The sequence below is a fragment of the Streptomyces sp. NPDC059787 genome (assembly GCF_042732315.1).
GTDB classification, from domain to species: domain Bacteria; phylum Actinomycetota; class Actinomycetes; order Streptomycetales; family Streptomycetaceae; genus Streptomyces; species Streptomyces atrovirens.
Window position 1 is genome coordinate 102,619 of sequence record NZ_JBHWHX010000001.1, and the last position, 17,714, is coordinate 120,332.

20 protein-coding genes are annotated in these 17,714 nt (G+C 68.1%); 9 read left to right on the forward strand and 11 right to left on the reverse strand.

Annotation, left to right across the window (positions count from 1 at the left end; genetic code table 11):
• Nucleotides 1-14 precede the first annotated feature (14 nt).
• From ACFV5H_RS00505 to ACFV5H_RS00515, 3 genes are all read left to right on the forward strand, one after another.
• Nucleotides 15-623 carry a hypothetical protein gene (locus tag ACFV5H_RS00505; protein ID WP_385191930.1) on the forward strand — a complete coding sequence of 203 codons (609 nt, stop codon included), beginning with the start codon at nt 15-17 and terminating at the stop codon, nt 621-623.
• A gap of 716 nt (nt 624-1,339) precedes the next feature.
• Nucleotides 1,340-1,549, forward strand: a complete 210-nt coding sequence (locus ACFV5H_RS00510; RefSeq protein WP_385191932.1) for a hypothetical protein — start codon at nt 1,340-1,342, stop codon at nt 1,547-1,549.
• A gap of 67 nt (nt 1,550-1,616) precedes the next feature.
• Nucleotides 1,617-2,135 carry a hypothetical protein gene (locus tag ACFV5H_RS00515; RefSeq protein WP_385191934.1) on the forward strand — a complete coding sequence of 173 codons (519 nt, stop codon included), beginning with the start codon at nt 1,617-1,619 and terminating at the stop codon, nt 2,133-2,135.
• A gap of 92 nt (nt 2,136-2,227) precedes the next feature.
• Here the strand turns inward: ACFV5H_RS00515 and ACFV5H_RS00520 are convergent, their stop codons facing one another.
• The 11 genes from ACFV5H_RS00520 to ACFV5H_RS00570 form a co-directional block, all read right to left on the reverse strand.
• On the reverse strand, nt 2,228-2,911 hold the full coding sequence (locus ACFV5H_RS00520) for a hypothetical protein (protein WP_385191937.1): 684 nt from the start codon (nt 2,909-2,911) through the stop codon (nt 2,228-2,230).
• A gap of 890 nt (nt 2,912-3,801) precedes the next feature.
• Nucleotides 3,802-4,443 (reverse strand): hypothetical protein, encoded by a 642-nt coding sequence (locus ACFV5H_RS00525; protein ID WP_385191940.1) that lies wholly within the window; start codon nt 4,441-4,443, stop codon nt 3,802-3,804.
• Between the two features lie 40 nt (nt 4,444-4,483).
• Complete coding sequence (locus ACFV5H_RS00530; RefSeq protein ID WP_385191942.1) at nt 4,484-5,116, reverse strand: hypothetical protein; 633 nt, start codon at nt 5,114-5,116, stop codon at nt 4,484-4,486.
• Complete coding sequence (locus tag ACFV5H_RS00535) at nt 5,103-5,516, reverse strand: hypothetical protein (RefSeq protein WP_385191944.1); 414 nt, start codon at nt 5,514-5,516, stop codon at nt 5,103-5,105. The genes ACFV5H_RS00530 and ACFV5H_RS00535 overlap by 14 nt, the downstream gene beginning before the upstream one ends.
• A gap of 9 nt (nt 5,517-5,525) precedes the next feature.
• On the reverse strand, nt 5,526-6,884 hold the full coding sequence (locus ACFV5H_RS00540) for a hypothetical protein (protein WP_385191946.1): 1,359 nt from the start codon (nt 6,882-6,884) through the stop codon (nt 5,526-5,528).
• Between the two features lie 4 nt (nt 6,885-6,888).
• A complete protein-coding gene (locus ACFV5H_RS00545) occupies nt 6,889-7,188 on the reverse strand; it encodes a WXG100 family type VII secretion target (RefSeq protein WP_385191948.1) in 300 nt (99 codons plus the stop codon).
• A 40-nt stretch (nt 7,189-7,228) separates the two neighbouring features.
• On the reverse strand, nt 7,229-8,314 hold the full coding sequence (locus ACFV5H_RS00550) for a hypothetical protein (protein ID WP_385191950.1): 1,086 nt from the start codon (nt 8,312-8,314) through the stop codon (nt 7,229-7,231).
• A complete protein-coding gene (locus ACFV5H_RS00555; RefSeq protein WP_385191952.1) occupies nt 8,311-8,982 on the reverse strand; it encodes a hypothetical protein in 672 nt (223 codons plus the stop codon). Before ACFV5H_RS00555 ends, ACFV5H_RS00550 begins: the two co-directional genes overlap by 4 nt.
• Before the next feature lie 459 nt (nt 8,983-9,441).
• On the reverse strand, nt 9,442-10,401 hold the full coding sequence (locus ACFV5H_RS00560) for a hypothetical protein (RefSeq protein WP_385191954.1): 960 nt from the start codon (nt 10,399-10,401) through the stop codon (nt 9,442-9,444).
• 7 nt (nt 10,402-10,408) lie between these two features.
• Nucleotides 10,409-11,137: a hypothetical protein gene (locus ACFV5H_RS00565; RefSeq protein WP_385191956.1), complete on the reverse strand. Its 729-nt coding sequence runs from the start codon at nt 11,135-11,137 to the stop codon at nt 10,409-10,411.
• A gap of 62 nt (nt 11,138-11,199) precedes the next feature.
• A complete protein-coding gene (locus ACFV5H_RS00570) occupies nt 11,200-12,093 on the reverse strand; it encodes a hypothetical protein (RefSeq protein WP_385191958.1) in 894 nt (297 codons plus the stop codon).
• A gap of 447 nt (nt 12,094-12,540) precedes the next feature.
• On the opposite strand from ACFV5H_RS00570, the gene ACFV5H_RS00575 reads away from it, so the two are divergent.
• The 6 genes from ACFV5H_RS00575 (at nt 12,541) to ACFV5H_RS00600 (ending at nt 17,711) form a co-directional block, all read left to right on the forward strand.
• The gene (locus ACFV5H_RS00575) at nt 12,541-13,266 is read left to right on the forward strand and encodes a hypothetical protein (protein ID WP_385045505.1); all 726 of its coding nucleotides are present in this window, start codon (nt 12,541-12,543) and stop codon (nt 13,264-13,266) included.
• 17 nt (nt 13,267-13,283) lie between these two features.
• On the forward strand, nt 13,284-14,147 hold the full coding sequence (locus ACFV5H_RS00580; RefSeq protein WP_385191960.1) for a hypothetical protein: 864 nt from the start codon (nt 13,284-13,286) through the stop codon (nt 14,145-14,147).
• The gene (locus ACFV5H_RS00585) at nt 14,144-15,451 is read left to right on the forward strand and encodes a CpaF family protein (RefSeq protein ID WP_385045508.1); all 1,308 of its coding nucleotides are present in this window, start codon (nt 14,144-14,146) and stop codon (nt 15,449-15,451) included. The genes ACFV5H_RS00580 and ACFV5H_RS00585 overlap by 4 nt, the downstream gene beginning before the upstream one ends.
• A 55-nt stretch (nt 15,452-15,506) precedes the next feature.
• Nucleotides 15,507-16,469: a type II secretion system F family protein gene (locus ACFV5H_RS00590; protein WP_385045688.1), complete on the forward strand. Its 963-nt coding sequence runs from the start codon at nt 15,507-15,509 to the stop codon at nt 16,467-16,469.
• 14 nt (nt 16,470-16,483) lie between these two features.
• On the forward strand, nt 16,484-17,395 hold the full coding sequence (locus ACFV5H_RS00595) for a type II secretion system F family protein (protein ID WP_385045691.1): 912 nt from the start codon (nt 16,484-16,486) through the stop codon (nt 17,393-17,395).
• A gap of 64 nt (nt 17,396-17,459) precedes the next feature.
• The gene (locus tag ACFV5H_RS00600; RefSeq protein WP_385045511.1) at nt 17,460-17,711 is read left to right on the forward strand and encodes a hypothetical protein; all 252 of its coding nucleotides are present in this window, start codon (nt 17,460-17,462) and stop codon (nt 17,709-17,711) included.
• Nucleotides 17,712-17,714 lie beyond the last annotated feature (3 nt).

Below are 17,714 nucleotides of genomic sequence, written 5' to 3' on the forward strand. Positions count from 1 at the left end.
CAATGGAGAAGCCCATGAAGACGGCAGACGAGTTCGCCTCTCCGCCAGCGGACTACAGATTGTTTGTGCCAGATGGTTGGTTCCAGATATCGCTCCTTCCGGAAGAGCGAGACCGAAGCATTGTCGCCCTGGCCGATTTGCAATTCCGTGGAATCGACAATGCCCCGCATCTCAAGAGTCAACTGATGCGGGACCTGCAGAAGAAGGCCAAGAACGCATATGCGATCGGCGGCACGGAGCTGTATCTCTCCTTGCTGATGGCAGGACCTGTGCCGCTGGCTTCCTCGCTGCTCATCAGCGTTCCGGCACCTGATGAATGGCCCCAGTGCTCTGATCCGGACGAACTCGCGGAGCACCTCGTCAGCCGAAACGGCGTGGGTGACGGCGAGCTGGGTGTCGTGGGTCTGGAAGCGGCCGGTAGGGCCGTGCGCCGCCGTAGAAAGGCTGCCGACCCGGAGAACGAGATGGGCAACACTGGTCTGAGCACAACGCTCACGTACTACGTGCCGATCCCGGCAACCAAACGGTGGCTCATGCTGACCTTCTCGACTCCATTGGATCCCCTGGCCGATCGGATGGTGGAACTCTTCGACGCGGTGGCCGGCACGTTGCACTGGGCTTGACGGCATGGAGGGGATGGCTGTCTGCTGAAGACAGCTCTGACGGCTTCGGACGTCACTGGGGTCGGCTGTCCACACCTGAGGCGGCAGCCCGGCGCTGTCGGTGATGGCGGAGGACAAAGGCCAAGATGAGCACCATGACGGCACCGACGGTGGAAGCCAGCCCGATGGCCCAGAGCCAAGGGGAGTGACTGAATACCCATGTCGGAGGAGTGGAGCGATTGCGGGCCCATTCACCGGTGTTCTGCGCGTTGGTGGCCAAAGAAGCAAAGGGCACCAACGCGGTTGTGGAGGCTGCACTCGCGGCGGTGTGAGCGAGCATGCGCGCAGGGCGTTGTCTCCACGACTTCCAGTCCACGTGACTCAGACAGAAGATGGACAGCACTGCGAGGCACGGTCCGGCTCCGCCGACGAAGACTGCGAAACCGCAAGCGCCGCCCGGCCATGATCTCGCTGCCCACTGCCACGTGTCGTCACCCCACAGCCAGTCGAGGGTAGCCACCAGGACCAAGAGAGCGGCGCAAAGCCCACCAGGCAGCTTCCAAGCGAGACACTGGTGGCCTTCTGCGGTTCCTTTGTGGCTGAGTTGGACTGCCCGAAGTGCAGGGTCGACTCCGATGCTCCACGGCGACCTGGCTCGGCGGATTTCCCCACGATGTCCTTCCCTGTGACGGTGTGCCGGAATTCTCATAGTGGCTCTTGAGGAGTAGGGCAGCACCGTGACTTCGGTATCGATGATCATTATGCATAACGGCGCCGCTCTCCTTTCTGTCACGCTGGGCCATCAATTTCCAGTTCCCGCAACCGAGGCGTACCTGCTGTTGACCTCCTGCGCTCCGCTCGTGCGCATCGCGGACGCGGCGCACGAATTCCTCGATGCGGTAGCGGGCTCACTGAATTGGATGAACGGAGACAGCACCCATGAGTGATATCCGTATGTGCGGCATAGTCGTTCCCACTGACTGGGTACCCTTCCCTCTCGAACCATCGGACGACGTGAAGAGCTGGGCCAAGGGAATCGCGGCGGAACTGCGTGACCGTAGTAAGGCAGCGGGTTACGAACTGGACAAGAGCAACCTGCGCAGGGATCTCCGGGCGCGGGCGGAAGACAGCCGCAGCCGAGATCCCTTCTACGCCTTCGCCTTCTACCCCGACGGATTCGACACGGCTCTCGCGACCTTGGAAGTGGACCTGATCCACCCCGACGAAACAGTCCCCCATATCACCCTGGACTGGCTGGCCGAGACGTTCAGCGCAGACGACTTCGGTGCGCCGGACATCGTGCGCACGGAGCTCCCGCTCGGTCCTGCCGTACGAATCCGGCAGAACTTCGCTGCGAAGAACCCGCCGACCCACGGGCCCGGCATTCTGCTGGAGACGCTCACGTACGGGATCCTGCCCACCGGCTCGAAAGGTGCGGTGATGCTGCTCGTGTCGTGGACCGTCCCCGGCCTGACGGAAGAGATGGAGGAAGCCACCGACAGCATCGCGCAGACACTGACGGTGGAATTCTGACTCGGTCCGAGCCGGGTGAAGGCCGCGGGCATGAGGACGGACGCGCCTGACCGCCGGCGGTCAGACTCTCCTGTTCACCGGGCGAGAGGCTGTCAGTTGCCCGAGAAGGACTGCCGGAGTACGTACATGTGCAGCTCGCTGCGGGGCTCCTCCGTGTCGACGCGCAGCCAGGAGCCGTCACGGAAGCGGATCAGCAGCATCCGCGTCTCGAACTCACCGGAGAAGGGGTCGACCAGCGTGGCTTCGTCGGCGGACAGGCGGGCGACGACCTGCATGTGCTTCTCCCGTCCCGTGCTGACGCGCTGCGGCGGGGCCGCGAACACGATCCCGTCCGGGGTCGCGAGCAGCAGTCGCTCGTGGTGGGTGGAGTGGCTGTACCAGCGCAGCAGGAACTGCCCCGCGTCGCCGTGCCAGTTCCCGTCGAAGACGTTGTCGAGGCATTGTTGGTCGATGATGGCGTCCCGGCGGCGTTTCTCATCCTCTCTCTTGGCCCGCAACCGCTCCTTCTCGTCCTTCGGGTCGAGTGATCGCATGACTGCTTCTTCCATCTTGGCCAGAAGCTCGAAGAACGTGATGATGGCTATCAAAGGTCCGCCGAGCACCGTGCCGAGCATGCCCAGCGGGGGCATCCTCGCCGGATGGAGCCGAGGGTTGCCCGCGGCCTGGAGCACATCCGCAGAGGGCTGCGGGATCTTGCCGATCGTGCACCAGCCGCCCGCTTCGGCCTGGACGCCGAGGCGGTCCGCTGTCATGCGCTGCTTGACTCTGCGTGTCACGTCAAGACTCTCCTCGCCAAAGTGAAACAGGACTCATGTTTGAAAAACATGAGTCGTTTGAAAATCATTTGATGTCGACCCGCACATAGAGAATTCACCTGGATGTTGTGCAATATCAGGGGACGAAAATTCCCAAGGTGTGAGCCAGTTGCTCCAAGTCCTTACTGGCGTACATGATGCGTGCGACATCCTCCGTGGCGGTCCAGAGCACGATGTCGGCTCCGTGTTCCGAGATCTGCCAGGCGTAACGGATGCAGGCCGGCAGGTGGGGTGAGTCCGTTTGCGGGACGTGGCGGAAGGTGGTCAGGCCGTCCTCCGGATTCCGGCCTTGAAGGTCTTGATGACGGGGGATTCCGCGGCGGTCGGATCGTCGGCCGGTGTCAGGGCGCGAAGGGTCTCCATCCGAGGGCCGTTGGACGGTCCGATCGCTGCGAAGACGGGCAGTGGAAGGTCGGTCGGGTGGTCGAGGTGGAGGAAGAATCAGTGGTCGGATCCGTGTGGGGAAAAGGCCTCGGCGCAGCGTTCCAAAGTGCCGGCTGCGAAGTCGACGCCACTTGGCCCCGGATCGGGCTCACGGTCCAGCCAGAGATCCTCGGCCTCTTCGCGGGACCAGGCCTTGATGTCCTCCCATTCCTCGAACGGTCCCGTGTCCCCGGAGCGCGGCGGCACAATTGATCACGGGTATGCATCGATGTACTCGATATCGATGACCGGGAAGAAGGGCTCGCCCATCCGCGCCTCCATCGGAATGTTGCCGCCGCTGCGTCAAACCATTCGGCCAGTGCTTCTACCAGGTCGTCCCTGGGATTCCCGGCGTCCGGGGGCGTGGTGACGGACGCTCCCTGGGCCGAGGCCGACTCACCGCTTGAACCCGCCCCCGGCGGCGCCGGTCAATGGGCCGCCGCAGGAAGCCGGAGAGTCCGTGCGAAGTCGTCCAGTGGCTCCATCGCCGCGGCGATCAGTTCCGGGTCGTCGTGGTGCCCGCGGAGCAGGACGTCGGGGAGGCCGGGCGGGGTGTGCCAGTGGTACGTCACCGAGGTCATCATGATGGTGCTGTCCGCAGGGTAGGAGCGGGTGACCCGGACCCCGTCCGCGCCCAGGTGGGGAGAGGCGAACGGAATGCTGCCGGTTCGCTGTTGCCACTCGGGGATGTCCGGGTGCGGCACCGTGAGCGCGGTGATCCCCTCGCAGGCGACTGCGTCACGGGCCTCGCAGTGGATGCGGGTGGCGTGCATCACCAGCGGCATGTAGGTCAACGGAACGGGATGGTAGATGAACGCCTCGTCGGCCTGGAGTTTGTCCCGGAGCGTGACGATCGTCTGCTCGTAGAAGCTCTTGTGGAATCGGCGGATTTTGCGGGTGAGTTCCACCTCATGGATGGTGGCCAGGCCGGTCAGGTGCAGGTCCAGCCATTCCTTGAAGGTCTTCTTGTCGATCTGCAGGTGGAGATAGCCCCAGAGGTCTGGGCTGGCATCCGTGTCGATGTGGAGCGGGGCGCCGAGATCGGTGCTCCACAGGGTGCCTTCGGACATGAGCGGTCTCTTTCTTCGGGGGCACGGCAGAAGGGAGCCTTCAGGCGTAGGTCCAGCGGAAGGTGCCCATCACGGCATCGAACAGCTCCACGAGGGTGTCGTAGAAGGCGGGGTCCGAGCCGGGTGCGATCAGGGCGCTGTAGGAGAAGGTGAGGTACTGGTCGGGGGCGCTGTCCGGGACCGGAACGAAGTACTCGACCCGGCGGTGAGCGACGTCGACGCCCTTGGCCGCGTCGGCGGGCACGTCTCGCTCCGAGCGCAGGGCCGCAGTGCTGTCGAGTTCCCGCGTCTCGGCACCGGGAGTCACGGAGGCGAGCGCGGCCAGGACCGCTTCCGGGCCGCTGCCGGGCCTGACCCGCGGAATCTCGATCGGCTCGGAGGCCACGATCGAGACGGGCAGCGCGACGCCGTGAAGGCGTTCGGTGGGGAGGTAGAGGGTCATTCCCCCCTTGGCGCTGGCCCGGCGGACGACCTTCTTCATCTCCTGGGTGAGCTTCAGCCGGGCCTTCGGAATGTCGTCCTTGGGAAAGCCGGCGGGAAGTTGTGCGACGGCCTTGCGGACGATGCGGTCCATCGCCTCCTTGGTGCCCGTGCGCAGCGGAATCACGTCCCAGCCGGGTGGCGGCACCAGGTTGAAACCGTTCGGGGCCCGGCGGTGCTCAACGGTGGTCATTGCGCCCCCGCGTCACTTCCACTGCGTAGGCGACGCCTACGAAGAGCGCCCACGCCGGGGCGGCGATCATGCCCGGCCAGAAACCGAAGAACAGCGAGGGCAGGAAGAAGCCGCCGCCCATGGCGAGATCCCGGGTGAGGTAGGGCGGGCGGTCCGCGTACCGGGGGTACTTCGCGAAGACCCAGACGTAGTGCAGGAGGCAGCCGATGATCCCGGCCTCATAGACGTAGAGCACCTCATTCATCAACGACTTCGGCACCAGGATCATGATTCCCAGTACCGGGAGGAACAGCGGCATTCCGATGATCAGCGTCAGCCGGAGCCGCCGGTTGGGGCCGGTGCCGAGTCCCGTGCGGGCGGCTTCGGCCTCGGCAATGCGTTGCGCCGAGTGCAGGTCCATGATCACTCCTTACCAGTGGGTGTCGGGGGCGGGTTTCAGAGTGTTGTCCTTCCAGTCCGAGTACGCCTCGTTGTACGGCTTCTCGCCGGTTCCGAACTTCTCCTCGGTCACGCTTGTCAGGTCGCTCTTTCCCAGCGCCTTGTCCATGACGTCCATCCCCATGCCGGTCCAGGCGATGCCGAGGCCCACCTGATAGGACTTGTACGCCTTGTCCGCTGCGGCCCCCGCGGCCGCGGGGAAGGCAGCCTTGTTCGCCTGCAGCATCTTCGCCATGCCGGCCATCTCCTTGTCGCCGAGGTGCAGCAGCGTCGACAACGGGCTGACCCTCAGCGGTCCCTTGGAGACCAGGCCGACGTTCTGGGAGATGGACTTGCGCATCGCGTTACGGGCCGCTCCGAGGGCCTGCCGTCCCGGTCCTGGCGGCATCTTGGTCATCATCCGCCCCGTGTCGTCCAGGATGCCCTTGACGCCCCTGAGACCGCTTCTCAGGCCGGCGGTCCGGGCGGTCTGAGCGGCGCCCACGGTGGCCTTGGCGCCGCTGGCGAGCTTCGCGGCGGCCCCGAGGCCACCCACGACGAGCAGCCCGCCCACGACGTCGAAGATGACATCCGTCCAGGTGGCGTCGCCGGATGCCACCAGCAGGAGTCTGAGCCCGATCGTGAGCACCGCGATGCCCAGGACCAGCAGGTTCAGGCCGGGAATGGCGAGCGCCAGGAAACCTGCCACCGTCGCGACCCAGCCGAGGACATCGATGAAGGCCTTGATCAAGTCCGCGTTGTCATGGACCCAGCCCTTGACGTCGTCCCACCACGAGTCCTCGATCACGTCGTCGATCTCGTCGCGGACCTTGCCCGCGTGGTGGCTCGCGCGGGTGTCCCGGTTGCCGGTGATGGTGTTCAGCCGCGTGCGGTACGACTGGAGGGGGTCGTCGTCGGGATGGTCGTCGCCACTGGGTGAGGTCTGCGGAGTGTCCTTGTCGCCGGAGCCGGACTTCTTGGCCTTCTCCGCCTCGATCTCGTCCTGCTTCTGCTTGGCCTGGTGCAGCACCTTGTCCGCGTCGGACTGGAAGTCCTCCAGCTCGTTGGACCACTTGGTGAGGTGACCGTGCACACGCTCGTACCGTCCGGCCACCTCCCGCATGTGCTTCTCCAGCGTCGAGGACTCGTCGCGCAGGGCCTTTACGTACTTGCCCTTGAGGGTCTCGTCGTCGCTGATCGCCTTGAGGTTCTTGGCCTGGTCCCGGAGCTTCTTGGCCACCGAGATCATGTGCTTGACCTCGGCACGTATCTCTTCCGGATCGCCGGGTACGGGATCGGATTCGCACAGCGGCTGCCAGTCCACCGGACGGCGCTTGGATGTCGGTGTCATGGCGTCACTTCTTCTGCTTCTTCTCGTTCGCCTTGGCCAGCTCTCCGTCGAGATCCTCGAAGGCCTTCTTGCTGCCGGCCACGAGCTTGCCGACCGATTCGATGGCCTCGACGAGCCTGGTGCGGTAGTCGTCCCAGTTGTCGACGAAGTCCTCCATGGCCCCGGCGACGTCACCGGAGCCCCAGTGCTCCTTCATGTCGTCCCGGCGGTTCTCGATGTCCTCGAAGGTCTTCTTGAGCTGGCCGAGCTTGCGCTCACAGTCCGCGAGGAAGTCGTAGTCGACCGTCAGATCCGGTTCGCCCATGGTGGACCCTCCCCTCGCGCGTGTTCTCGCTGTTGTGCTTTCAACGGTTGACCGCCTGGATCTCCTGTACGACGACCTCCTGGCCGTTCCCGAACGTCCCGTCGGGCAGGTCGCCGCCGGCGCCGCCGGTTCCGGTCCAGGCGATCTCCCAGGTGATGGTGGCCTGGAGGTTGTAGGTTCCGTTGCCGGAGGAGCGGAGGTAGGTGATTCCGCAGGGTGGGGTCTGGTCGGCCTTGCCCTTGGCGTAGGGCTCGCCGATGGAGCCGTCGGCGTTGATGGTGCACTCGCCGGAGGCGGGGTAGGTCTCGGCGTCGGCGGTGCCCGGCTCCAGCTTGAGGGAGACCGGCTTGGCGGTCGTCGTGGCTTGGAGGGCGAAGCCGGGGACGTCGATGGATGCCGTGGCCTGGACCTCGTCGAAGACGGCCCTGTCGAGCCAGGCCCAGGTCGGCAGGTTGACCTTGGTGGTTCCCTCGGGCCTGAGGCTGACCTCGGTGTCGGGCAGCTGCATGTGCTGGTAGGCGAGGGCGGCGAGTATCTCCGGGGTGATGGCCTCCTCGTACTGGGGCGGCGGGGCCTCGCCGTTGTCGACCCAGAAGGGGAGGTCGGTGCACGAGGTCCGCTTGAGGATGTCGGGTTCGTCGGGGTTCTCGACACCGGCCCAGAACATCCCCTCGCCGTCCTTCTCGACGTTGTAGTCCTTGTAGCCGGGGGTGTCGGCCCAGCCGTAGTCGTCCTCGTAGTGCCGCTTCGTCTCGCCGATCGCCGCGCCCGCGTGCCCGGTCATTCCGGGGGCCGAAGCGGCGTTCTCGAGATCCTTGGACATCTTCTTCTTGAAGTCCTTGGCGCCGAGGTACGGGGCGTACCAGCAGGGTGGTGGCGTCCAGTTGACGTCGGCGGACGTCACGTTGCCGGTGCCACCGTTCTTTGCGACGGAACCGGAGTACTGGATGCGTGCGGCAGCGTAGATGCCGGTTTCGTCGTTGCCGCCCGACTCCTCTGCGCCGTCACCCTTGCCGTAATCCACCGGTTCCGCAGCAGAGTTGGTGGCTGTGAGGATGAGGGTGCTGAACGCGAGAGCCAGAGCAGCAGTGCTTGTGCCGAGGAGCGTACGCCGTGATCCGGTCACCGGCACTTCTCCACCCCCGTCTCGACGTCCACCTTGGACGCCTGCCACAGGTCCTCACCCGTGGGAACCTTGACCATGATGATCTTGTAGTAACCGAAGTCCTTGAGGCTGGGTTCGGTCTTCAGGACCTTCCCAGTCTTGACCTCTTTGCCGTAGAACTTGCTGGCGTCCGAGCAGAACGCGACCTCCACGGAGTTGCCGTTCGAGGCGGACCGTGTGGTGGCGTCGTAGTGGCGGCGGGTGCCGGTGGCGGTCCAGCCGCCCTTGATCCACTCGTTGATCTGCACTTCCCCGTAGTGGAGGCCCTCGCCGGTGGCGTAGGCGATCAGGGCCGCGTCCTTGGTCATGCGCTTGTCGACACCCCGATAGATGGCGCGGAGGTAGTTCCCGGCATCCTCCATCGCGGCAGCTTCGTTCTCGTCCTTCGGCTTCTCCCAGTCGAAGACCAGGTTCATGTCCGCGGGCAGGGACACGTCCACGCCGTCCGGCTTGTCCTCCGCCGGTGCTCCCGAGGGCTCCGCCGACTTGCTCGGCTTCTCCGTCCCCTGGTCGGCGCCGGCGATCTTGTCGCTTTCGCCGGACTTGTCGTCCCCGCCTCCGCAGGCCGTCAGCATCAAGGCTGCGGTGGTGGCGAACGCGACGGCAACGGGCAAAGTGCGACGCTTCACAGTGGGCTCCCCGTGAGACGAAACGTTTCCAGTGCAGTGACGATATCGGTGGGGTTCTCGGTTTCACCAACGCGAACTGTCCAACAAACAGGCCGAATCGACAGCTAACGGCTGTTTCGGCGGGGCGTAAGGCGGAGAGCCGCTCCGTCTGCGCTGCGGTCGTGGTCTTCTTCTCGCGCCGTGCTCTCCAGGGCAGCCGTGGGCACCGGTTGGCCGCCGGCGTCATGCTCTTCCTTCCGAGGGCCGAGCGCCGGTCGTGGACCGCTTGGGCGAAGTCCGTGCGGCGGCCCGCGGCACGGTACGCGGGGTCCTCGCGGTGTTCCGGCGGGACCTTCCAGCGGGTGCGGTATCCGCTGCTCACCGACCATGCGTGTTCCAGCCGGGACGCCCCGCTACGGGACCTACGGGGTCGACGCGGCCTCCTCGTGAGGGCCGGCAGGGTCCATGACCGGCGGTCGGTCAGTCGAAGCCTCCCTTCGGGAGTTCCAGCGTGCGGAACTCCACCCAGCGGTCCAGCCGTTCGTTTCGTGAGGCCAGCACGGACAGGGCGATGATCGCCGGGATGCCGCTCAACGCCACCATCCACGCCGGCAGGACCCAGCCCAACTGGGCCACGCACAGGCAGCAGAGCAGCAGGGCGGTCGCCGTGCGGGCGAGTGAGGCCGCGATGCGGGTCGTCCCGGCGCGGGCTTCGGGGGCGCGCTGGAGGCGGGCGCCGATCAGCATGCCCAGTGCGGCGCCCGCGTGGAAACCCCACAGGACGCCGCCCGGGACGAACATCGCGAAGGAGCCGGCACGGGGGAAGCTGAAGTTCCTGCCGATCAGAGCACCGACGAAGACCCCGTTGAACGCCCATGAGAGCAGTGCCACCGTTGCGAGGTGGCCGCGGATCTGGCCGCCCAGGGTGTCACCGTTCTCGCCGGGCACCGGTCGGAACACCGCGCCCGAGCAGGCCGCGCACACGGGAGTCGCCAGTGCCAGCGCGGTCAACGCGCCGAGAATTCCTCCGCTCTTGCCGGGGCCGTCGGGCGGTGGGAAGAGGCCCTGTACCTGCCAGACGGCGACCGCCACGAGCAGGACGTACAGCCAGTAGCCGGCCAGCAGGACCCAGCCCGCTGCTATGCGTGCCCCGCGCAGGCGCGCCACCGGCGTCTGCAGCAGGCCGCCGACGGGCACGGCGAGCAGTGCCCAGGCGACGAGCACGCCTTCGGCGGCGCGGTCCTGGGCTCGGACCTTCTCGTAGAGGGCCGGTGATGAGGGCAGGCCGAGGGACGCGGGAGCCAGTGTCAGCGTCAGAGCGAGCGTCAGTGAGACGACTCCGGCAGCCGTGCCCGCGGTGATCCGCAGCACTTTGACGCGCTTGACGCGTGCCTCGGACGGCTCGGGGCCGAAGCGCGAGCCCGTTCCTGTTGTGGTCATCGGTGTGTCAGCCCAGTTTCACGTTCTGCGCCTTCACCACCGCCGGGGTCAGCTTCGCGTCGCTCGGCCTGGCGTTGGCGATGGCCGTGCCGTTGACCGAGAAGTAGACGCCGAGGACCTCGCCCTCGCGGACGACCTGGGTGTGCATGGTGTGCGGGGCGCCGCGGAAGGTCAGCGTGGACGTGAAACCGAGGGTCTCGTCGCCCGCCGGGGCGACGTCCTCCGGCGTGACGGAGCCGTACGTGCTGGTGCCGCCGCTTCCCTTTGCCGTGAAGCCGTCGCCGCAGGCCGCCACGGCCTTCTTCACGTCGGCCAGGGCGGACTGTGCCCCACCGGACGCGTAGGTGGTGAGCGTGATGTAGGTGTGTGCGCTGTTCAGGCCCTTCGCCTCGTCCGCCAGCACACGCGTGAGGTCGGCCTGTGGTTCGCCGAGCGGGAGCTGGTTGATCGCGTACGCCAGGGGCGCGCAGGCCGGCTTGTCGAGGGTGACCTCCTCCGGCGACTTGGCGAGGGCGAACTCGTCGCTGTGCTCCTGCACCGAGAAGCCCTTCACGTCGGCGGGGGCGACCATGAGCTCGGCCAGCTTCTCGGCAGGAGTGGGCTGCTTCGCCCGGGAGGCGGAGGGCCGGGGTTCACCCGTCGCCTTGTCCGACTCGCCCTCCCCGCCGCACGCGGTGAGCGTGGTCAGGGACATCAGCGTCAAGGCGGTCGCGGCGGCCACCGTTGCTCGGTTCATGTGGCGCTTTCCTCAAGGGTGTTCGTGGAGTGGTGGTTGCGGGGCGGACGGCGCCGAGGGCGTCACTGATCGAGTAGTTCACGCAATGCCGGTGAGAGTTCGGGTACTTGCACGCCCGCCGCCTGTGCCGCTGCCACCGCTTCGACGTACGCCTCCGCCTCCGCCCGCAGCCGTTGCTTCTCGTCACCCTGGCGGCTGCCCGCCAGCCAGACGGCGACGGCCACGGGGACGAGGACCAGGGCCGCGTAGCCCAGTGGGGCGTCCGAGGTCGCTGCCCAGATCGCGCCGCCGGCACCGGCCGCGACCAGGAGGCAGCCGGCCTCGTCGTGCCAGCCGCCCTCAGCGGCGATGCGTTCGTAGGCGGTCACCGCCTCCGGCTTCGGGGGTACCGACGGGGTGGTGGGAGAGCCGCCGGTCCGGAGGGCGGCGTCCGTCGGCTGCGGGGCCACTCGCGGGTACGTCGGGACGGGCGCCGCTCCCTTCCCGCTGCCGCCCAACGTGCTGCGGCCCTCGAGCCACGCGGGTACGTGGGTCGGCCCGTAACCGTGGGCTCGCGCGAGGCCCAGGACCTCTCGGTAGCCGGTCAGGGCTCCCTGGGTGAGTTCACGCTTCCAGCGGACGTGGACGAGGGCGATGCACGCCACGGCGATGAGCAGCAGAGGACCGGCGGGGGCGTAGGACAGAACCGGGTTGTCCGCCAGTCCGGGGACCCGCGGGGCCAGGAGCGGCCAGACCACGGCTGCCGCCAGGGTGAGGGCACCCGGCCACACCAAAGGGCCGCGCTGAATGCGTTCCAGGGTGCGGCGCCGTTCCGTCAACAACGCGGTCACCGCTGTGTCGTCGGTGTAATCCATGCCGTGGCGCGCACCGATCGCGTAGACCTTCTCCAGCAGGCGTGGGTCGTTCGCCAGCGTCGATCCGTTCAGCGGCAGCAGTTCCGTTCGAGTCCTCGCCACTTCTGAGTCCCCCTGTCCCCGTACATCCCGTCACCGGTCCGGGCGAAGATCATGGCACGGTCGCCCGGTGCCCTCGTGAGTGAATCGTGCAGGGCTCATGTGCGGTGCGTGATGAACCGTACGTCGTCCGTGGCGGCCGGGGTGTGGTGACGGTTCGCTTCCGCACAGGTGGTCCGCTGCTCTCAACTGGGTTGTTCAACAGTGAAATTGCAGATCAGTAACGGTGTGCGGGATGGGGGCCGTGAGACGGACTCCGCCTTGAGGGGCTTATGTGTGGCTGATACGGTGCGATGGCTTGACACTCACCCCCAGCGTTGGCTATTCGCCCGGTCCGGGCGGGTGGGTCCGGTCCGTCGCGCATGTCCGTGCGTGAGTGGACATGGGTGAAGTGTCTGTGATTTCAGGGAACTTGGCAGACATCGTCTTGGGTGTACGGGGAGCGGTTGCGTGAAGATCCAAGAGCGTACGGGGGCGGGCGCCGGCCGTTCCGCGGCACCGGCCGGGCCGGCGGTCGGTGACCGGCTTCCCACTCCGCCCCGCGAGCGCAAACCGGCGCTGGCCGCGCTGGCGGTGCTGCTGATCCTGGTCGGTGCGCTCGGTGCCACGATGCTCGTGCTGCAGGCCGGGGACCGGATCGAGGTCGTGAAGATCACCAAGGAGATCCCTGCCGGGCAGAAGGTCACCGATGCCAACACCACGTCGGTCATGGTCGCCGAGGACCCGGGCATCCACTACGTCGAGTGGACTCAACTCGACGCCCTGAAGGACCTCAAGGCCGTCAGCACGATCCCGGCCGGTGTGGTCGCCGTCGGTGAGATGTTCGGCGACGAGGCCAAGGTCCCCGACGGCAAGGCCCTCGTCGGGCTCTCCCTCAAGGAGGGGCAGTACCCGGCCGGTCTGGAGAACGGTGACGCCGTTGCCGCCTACCGCGTCGGTGGTACCTCACGCTCCGACTCCGACGCCGACAGTGGTTCCTCCGGCTCCACCGGCGGGGGCAACACCCTGATCGTGGACGAGGCGCGGGTGAACTCCGTACCGGCGGAGCAGAGCGGTGACCTCGTCAGCAGCGCCAACAAGTCCGTGACGCTGCTCGTCGACAGCGCCGACGCCGCGGTGCTCACCCAGGCCGCCTCCAACGGCGAGGTGGCTCTCGTCCTCGTTCCTGGCAACTAGAAGGCGGCACCCGACCCATGGCCCTCATCGCCCTCGCCGCCGACAAGGGTTCCCCCGGCGTCACCACCGCGGCCGTCGCTCTCGCGGCGGTCTGGCCGCGGCGGGTGCTGCTCGCCGAGACCGACCCGGCGGGTGGTGACCTCGTGTACCGCAGTGCCGCCGCGCACGGCGGGCCGCTGAACCCGAACACCGGGATGCTGTCCATCGCCGCGACCGCGCGGCGCGGACTCGTGCCCGATCAACTCTGGGACCACGTCCAGCCGTTGAGCGGCGGACTGGAAGTGCTCGTCGGGCTCGGGATCGCCGAGCAGGCCGCCGGGCTCGCCGGGCTGTGGCCGACGCTCGGGCACGCCTTCGCCTCGCTCGCCGACTCCCCGCACGCGCCCGCCGACGTCATCGCCGACTGCGGACGGATCAGCGGGGACACCCCGGCCGTGGAGCTGTTCCCGCACGCCTCCCTCGTCCTGCTCGTCTCGCGCACCGAGCCGGAGGCGCTCGCGCGGGTACGGGACCGGGCCGCCGCACTCGCGGGCAAGCTGCACGGCGGGCCGCGCGGTGCAGCGACCCTCGGCAACCCGGTGATCGGCGTCGTCCTCGTCGCCGACACGGGCAACGCGGCCAAGCTCGCGTCCCAGGTCAACGACATGCTCGTACACGCGCAGACCGGTGCCCGGGTGGTCGGCACCCTCGCCGACGACCCGGCCGGTGCCGAGCAGTTGGCCGGGCGCAGGCGCGGCCGGCTCGACAAGTCGCTGCTGATCCGTTCGGCGCGCAAGGTGACGGCCGACGTGTACCAGCAGTACGGCGCCGCGTGGGCGGCCCAGGCCCAGGCGCAGGCCCAGGCTCAGCAGCCGCCCCAGGCGCACGGGGCCGGGCGATGACCGCTGTCGACCATCAGCTGGTCAAGCGGTTCCGTCAGGACGCCGGCGACCGGATCGCCGAACAGCGCCGCCTCGACCAGGTCAACGGCGTCACGCCGATGTCCACCGAGGACGAGCGGCAGTACGCCCGTGCCGTCATCGCCCAGATACTGGAGGAGTACGCCCGCGCGGAGATCAACGCGGGCCGTACGCCGCTGGACGCCGAGACCGAGGAGCAGTACGCGGCCGCCGTGCACGCCGCGCTGTTCGGGGTCGGGCGGCTCCAGCCGCTGCTGGACGACCCCGAGGTCGAGAACATCGACATCAACGGCTGCGACCAGGTGTTCGTTGGCTACTCGGACGGGCGCGAGGTGCGCGGTGACGCCGTCGCCGAGACCGACGAGGAGCTCATCGAGCTGATCCAGGTGCTGGGCGCGTACTCCGGTCTGTCGTCCCGGCCCTTCGACTCCGCCAACCCCCAGCTCGACCTGCGGCTGCCGGACGGTTCGCGTCTGTCGGCCGTCATGGACGTGACGCGGCGGCCCGCGCTGTCCATCCGGCGTGCGCGCATGGGCAAGGTGTTCATCTCCGACCTCGTCGGCAACGGGACGCTCACCCCCGAGCTCGGCCACTTCCTCGCCTGCGCCGTCCGCGCCCGCAAGAACGTCATGATCGCGGGCGCGACCAACGCCGGCAAGACGACCCTCCTGCGCGCCCTCGCCAACGAGATCCCGCCGCAGGAGCGGCTCATCACCGTCGAGCGGGCGCTGGAGCTCGGGCTCGACACGTTCCCCGACCTCCACCCCAACGTGGTGGCGTTCGAGGAACGGCTGCCCAACTCCGAGGGACAGGGCACCATTTCCATGGCGGAGCTGGTGCGCCGGTCGCTGCGCATGAACCCCTCCCGCGTCATCGTCGGTGAGGTGCTCGGCGACGAGATCGTGACCATGCTGAACGCGATGTCCCAGGGCAACGACGGTTCACTGTCCACGATCCACGCCAACAGCTCCAGCGAGGTCTTCAACCGTATTTCCACCTACGCCCTGCAGGCGACGGAACGGCTGCCCATCGAGGCCAGCCAGATGCTGATCGCGGGCGCCGTGAACTTCGTCGTGTTCATCCAGCGGCGCAACGAATACCAGAGCGGCGGCCGCCTCCAGCGCATGGTCACCTCCGTGCGCGAGGTCAACGGCGTCGACGGACGGGTGCTGTCCAGCGAGGTGTTCGCGGAGGCCCCCGACGGGCGGGTCACCGCGCACGCCCCCATAGCCTGCCTGGAGGAACTGATGGCCTACGGCTACCGGCCCAGCGGAACGTGGGGGTGAGCCGGTGAGCACCTCTGCCACCATCCCGCTGGCCGCGCTCGACTCGCTCGGCGCCATGGGCGGACTGTTCTCCACCACCGTCCTGTACGCGCTCGCGTGCGGCGTCGCCGTCGGCGGCGGACTCGCCCTGCTCGCCGTCGCCGTACGCGGACTGCCCGCCAAGCCCGAGCACGAGAAGCAGAAGGCGAGCGAGCGGGCGAACGAGCTGGTCCGGTTCGCCGGCCGGCGCGGCTCCCTCGCCGCGATCGTCGGCCTCGCCGTGCTGCTGCTGACCCGCTGGACGGTCGCCGGCATCGCCGCCGCCGTCCTCGTCTTCTTCTGGGACCGCCTCTTCGGCGGGGCCGGGGAGGAGAAGGCCGCGATGCGGCGCGTGGAGGCGCTGGCCTCCTGGACCGAGTCGCTGCGCGACACCATCGCCGGCGCGGTGGGCCTGGAGCAGGCCATCCCCGCGTCCGCGCGGGCCGCCGCGCCCGTGCTGCGCCCGCACCTTGACGCGCTCGTCGACCGGCTGCGCTCCCGCACCCCGCTGGCCGAGGCGCTCCAGCAGCTCGCCGACGAGATCGACGACGCCTCCGCCGACATCATCGTCGCCGCCCTCATCCTCAACGCCCGGCTGCGCGGACCCGGTCTGCGGCAGGTGCTGGGCGCGCTCGCCAAGTCGGCGCGCGAGGAGGTCGACATGCGGCAGCGCGTGATGGCGCAGCGTGCCTCCACCCGGCGTTCGGTGCAGATCGTCGTCGCCGTGTCGATCGCGTTCGTGCTCGGACTGTCCATCTTCAACCGGGAGTTCGTCGAGCCGTACGGAACGGCGGTCGGACAGCTCGTACTGGCCTGTGTCTGCGGTCTGTTCGCGCTCGGCTTCTGGTGGCTGCGCAAGCTGTCCACCATCGAGACGCCCGAACGGTTCCTGGTGCGCGACGAGTCGGCGGTGCGGTTCGTGCGTCCGCGTACACCCGGTGCCGCACCGGCCGCCCAGCAGCAGGCGCCGCTCCAGCCGGAAGAGGGGGTACGCCGGTGAGTGACCAACTGACGATGCCGGTCGTCGTCGGCGCGGTCATCGGACTGGGCATCTACGTCCTGGTCCGCGCGCTGATGCCGACCAAGCGCAGTGCGATCTCCCAGGTCGCCCGGATCGACGCGATGCGGGCGCGGGGAACGGCGTACGGGTCGGCGCGGACGGCGGCGCAGGACACCGGCCGTTTCGGCTCGCTGCGGGCCGGAGTGGGCGTACGGGTCGCGGAGTTCTACCTGCAGCAGGGGTGGGAGCAGCGTTCGCTGCGCGCGGACCTCGCCGTCCTGGACCGCAGCTGGGAGAAGTTCCTGGCGACCAAGGTGCTGCTGTCGGTCGCGGGTCTGTTCTTCGGCCCGTTCCTCTTCGCCATCGTCTGGACGCTCGCCCTGGCCGACAGCCCGATCATCCCGGTGTGGATGGCCCTGCTGTGCGCGGCGCTGTTCTTCTTCCTGCCGGACCTGGAGGTGCGCCGGGACGCCGCCGAGAAGCGGCGCGACCTGCGCCGGGTGATCGGTGCGTACCTGGACCTGGTGTCGATGAGCCTGGCCGGCGGGCGGGGCCTGCCGGAGGCGCTGATGGCGGCGGCCGAGGTGTCCGACGGCTGGGCGACGCAGCGCATCCGCAACGCCCTCGCCGACGCCCGCATCACCGGCATCAGCCAGTGGCAGGCGCTGGGGCAGTTGGGGGAGGAGCTGGGCGTGGAGGAGCTCAAGGACCTCTCCGCGTCGCTGGCGCTCGTCGCGGACGACGGCGCCAAGGTGCGCGAGTCCCTCGCCTCCCGCGCCGAGACCATGCGGCACCGCGAACTCGCCGAGATCGAGGGCAGCGCGGGCGAGAAGTCCCAGTCGATGCTCGTGGCACAGCTGCTGCTGTGCGCGGGGTTCCTCGTGTTCCTGATCTTCCCTGCGGCGATGCGGGTGTTCCAGGTGTGAGAACCGCGAACCCCGAGCCGTACGTCAGAACTCCCGTGAACCGAATTCGAGAGGACAACGCGTCATGAACGGACGTACCTTCCACACCGGCATCCCCGCCGTGGACTTCCTGGTCACCTTCATGCGGGCCCGCGTGGAGCGCGCCCGCTCCGGCGAACTGGACCGCGGGGCCTCCGCGGTGGAGTGGGTCATCATCTCGGCGGTCGTCGTGGCGATCGTCGGCGTCGTGGCCGCGATCATCAACGCCGCGCTGAGCGAGGGCGCCAACAAGGTCGGCGACTGCATCAAGGGCGCCCAGGCGAGCGGCACCTGCTGACGG

Excerpts from the sequence above, each read along its gene's own strand:
- ACFV5H_RS00505 (WP_385191930.1), top strand. The coding sequence starts at position 15 with ATGAAGACGGCAGACGAGTTCGCCTCTCCGCCAGCGGACTACAGATTG.
- ACFV5H_RS00530 (WP_385191942.1), bottom strand. The coding sequence starts at position 5,116 with ATGACCACCGTTGAGCACCGCCGGGCCCCGAACGGTTTCAACCTGGTG.
- ACFV5H_RS00580 (WP_385191960.1), top strand. The coding sequence starts at position 13,284 with ATGGCCCTCATCGCCCTCGCCGCCGACAAGGGTTCCCCCGGCGTCACC.
- ACFV5H_RS00545 (WP_385191948.1), bottom strand. The coding sequence starts at position 7,188 with ATGGGCGAACCGGATCTGACGGTCGACTACGACTTCCTCGCGGACTGT.
- ACFV5H_RS00535 (WP_385191944.1), bottom strand. The coding sequence starts at position 5,516 with ATGGACCTGCACTCGGCGCAACGCATTGCCGAGGCCGAAGCCGCCCGC.
- ACFV5H_RS00595 (WP_385045691.1), top strand. The coding sequence starts at position 16,484 with ATGCCGGTCGTCGTCGGCGCGGTCATCGGACTGGGCATCTACGTCCTG.
- ACFV5H_RS00590 (WP_385045688.1), top strand. The coding sequence starts at position 15,507 with ATGGGCGGACTGTTCTCCACCACCGTCCTGTACGCGCTCGCGTGCGGC.
- ACFV5H_RS00600 (WP_385045511.1), top strand. The coding sequence starts at position 17,460 with ATGAACGGACGTACCTTCCACACCGGCATCCCCGCCGTGGACTTCCTG.
- ACFV5H_RS00540 (WP_385191946.1), bottom strand. The coding sequence starts at position 6,884 with ATGACACCGACATCCAAGCGCCGTCCGGTGGACTGGCAGCCGCTGTGC.
- ACFV5H_RS00525 (WP_385191940.1), bottom strand. The coding sequence starts at position 4,443 with ATGTCCGAAGGCACCCTGTGGAGCACCGATCTCGGCGCCCCGCTCCAC.
- ACFV5H_RS00560 (WP_385191954.1), bottom strand. The coding sequence starts at position 10,401 with ATGACCACAACAGGAACGGGCTCGCGCTTCGGCCCCGAGCCGTCCGAG.
- ACFV5H_RS00585 (WP_385045508.1), top strand. The coding sequence starts at position 14,144 with ATGACCGCTGTCGACCATCAGCTGGTCAAGCGGTTCCGTCAGGACGCC.
- ACFV5H_RS00565 (WP_385191956.1), bottom strand. The coding sequence starts at position 11,137 with ATGAACCGAGCAACGGTGGCCGCCGCGACCGCCTTGACGCTGATGTCC.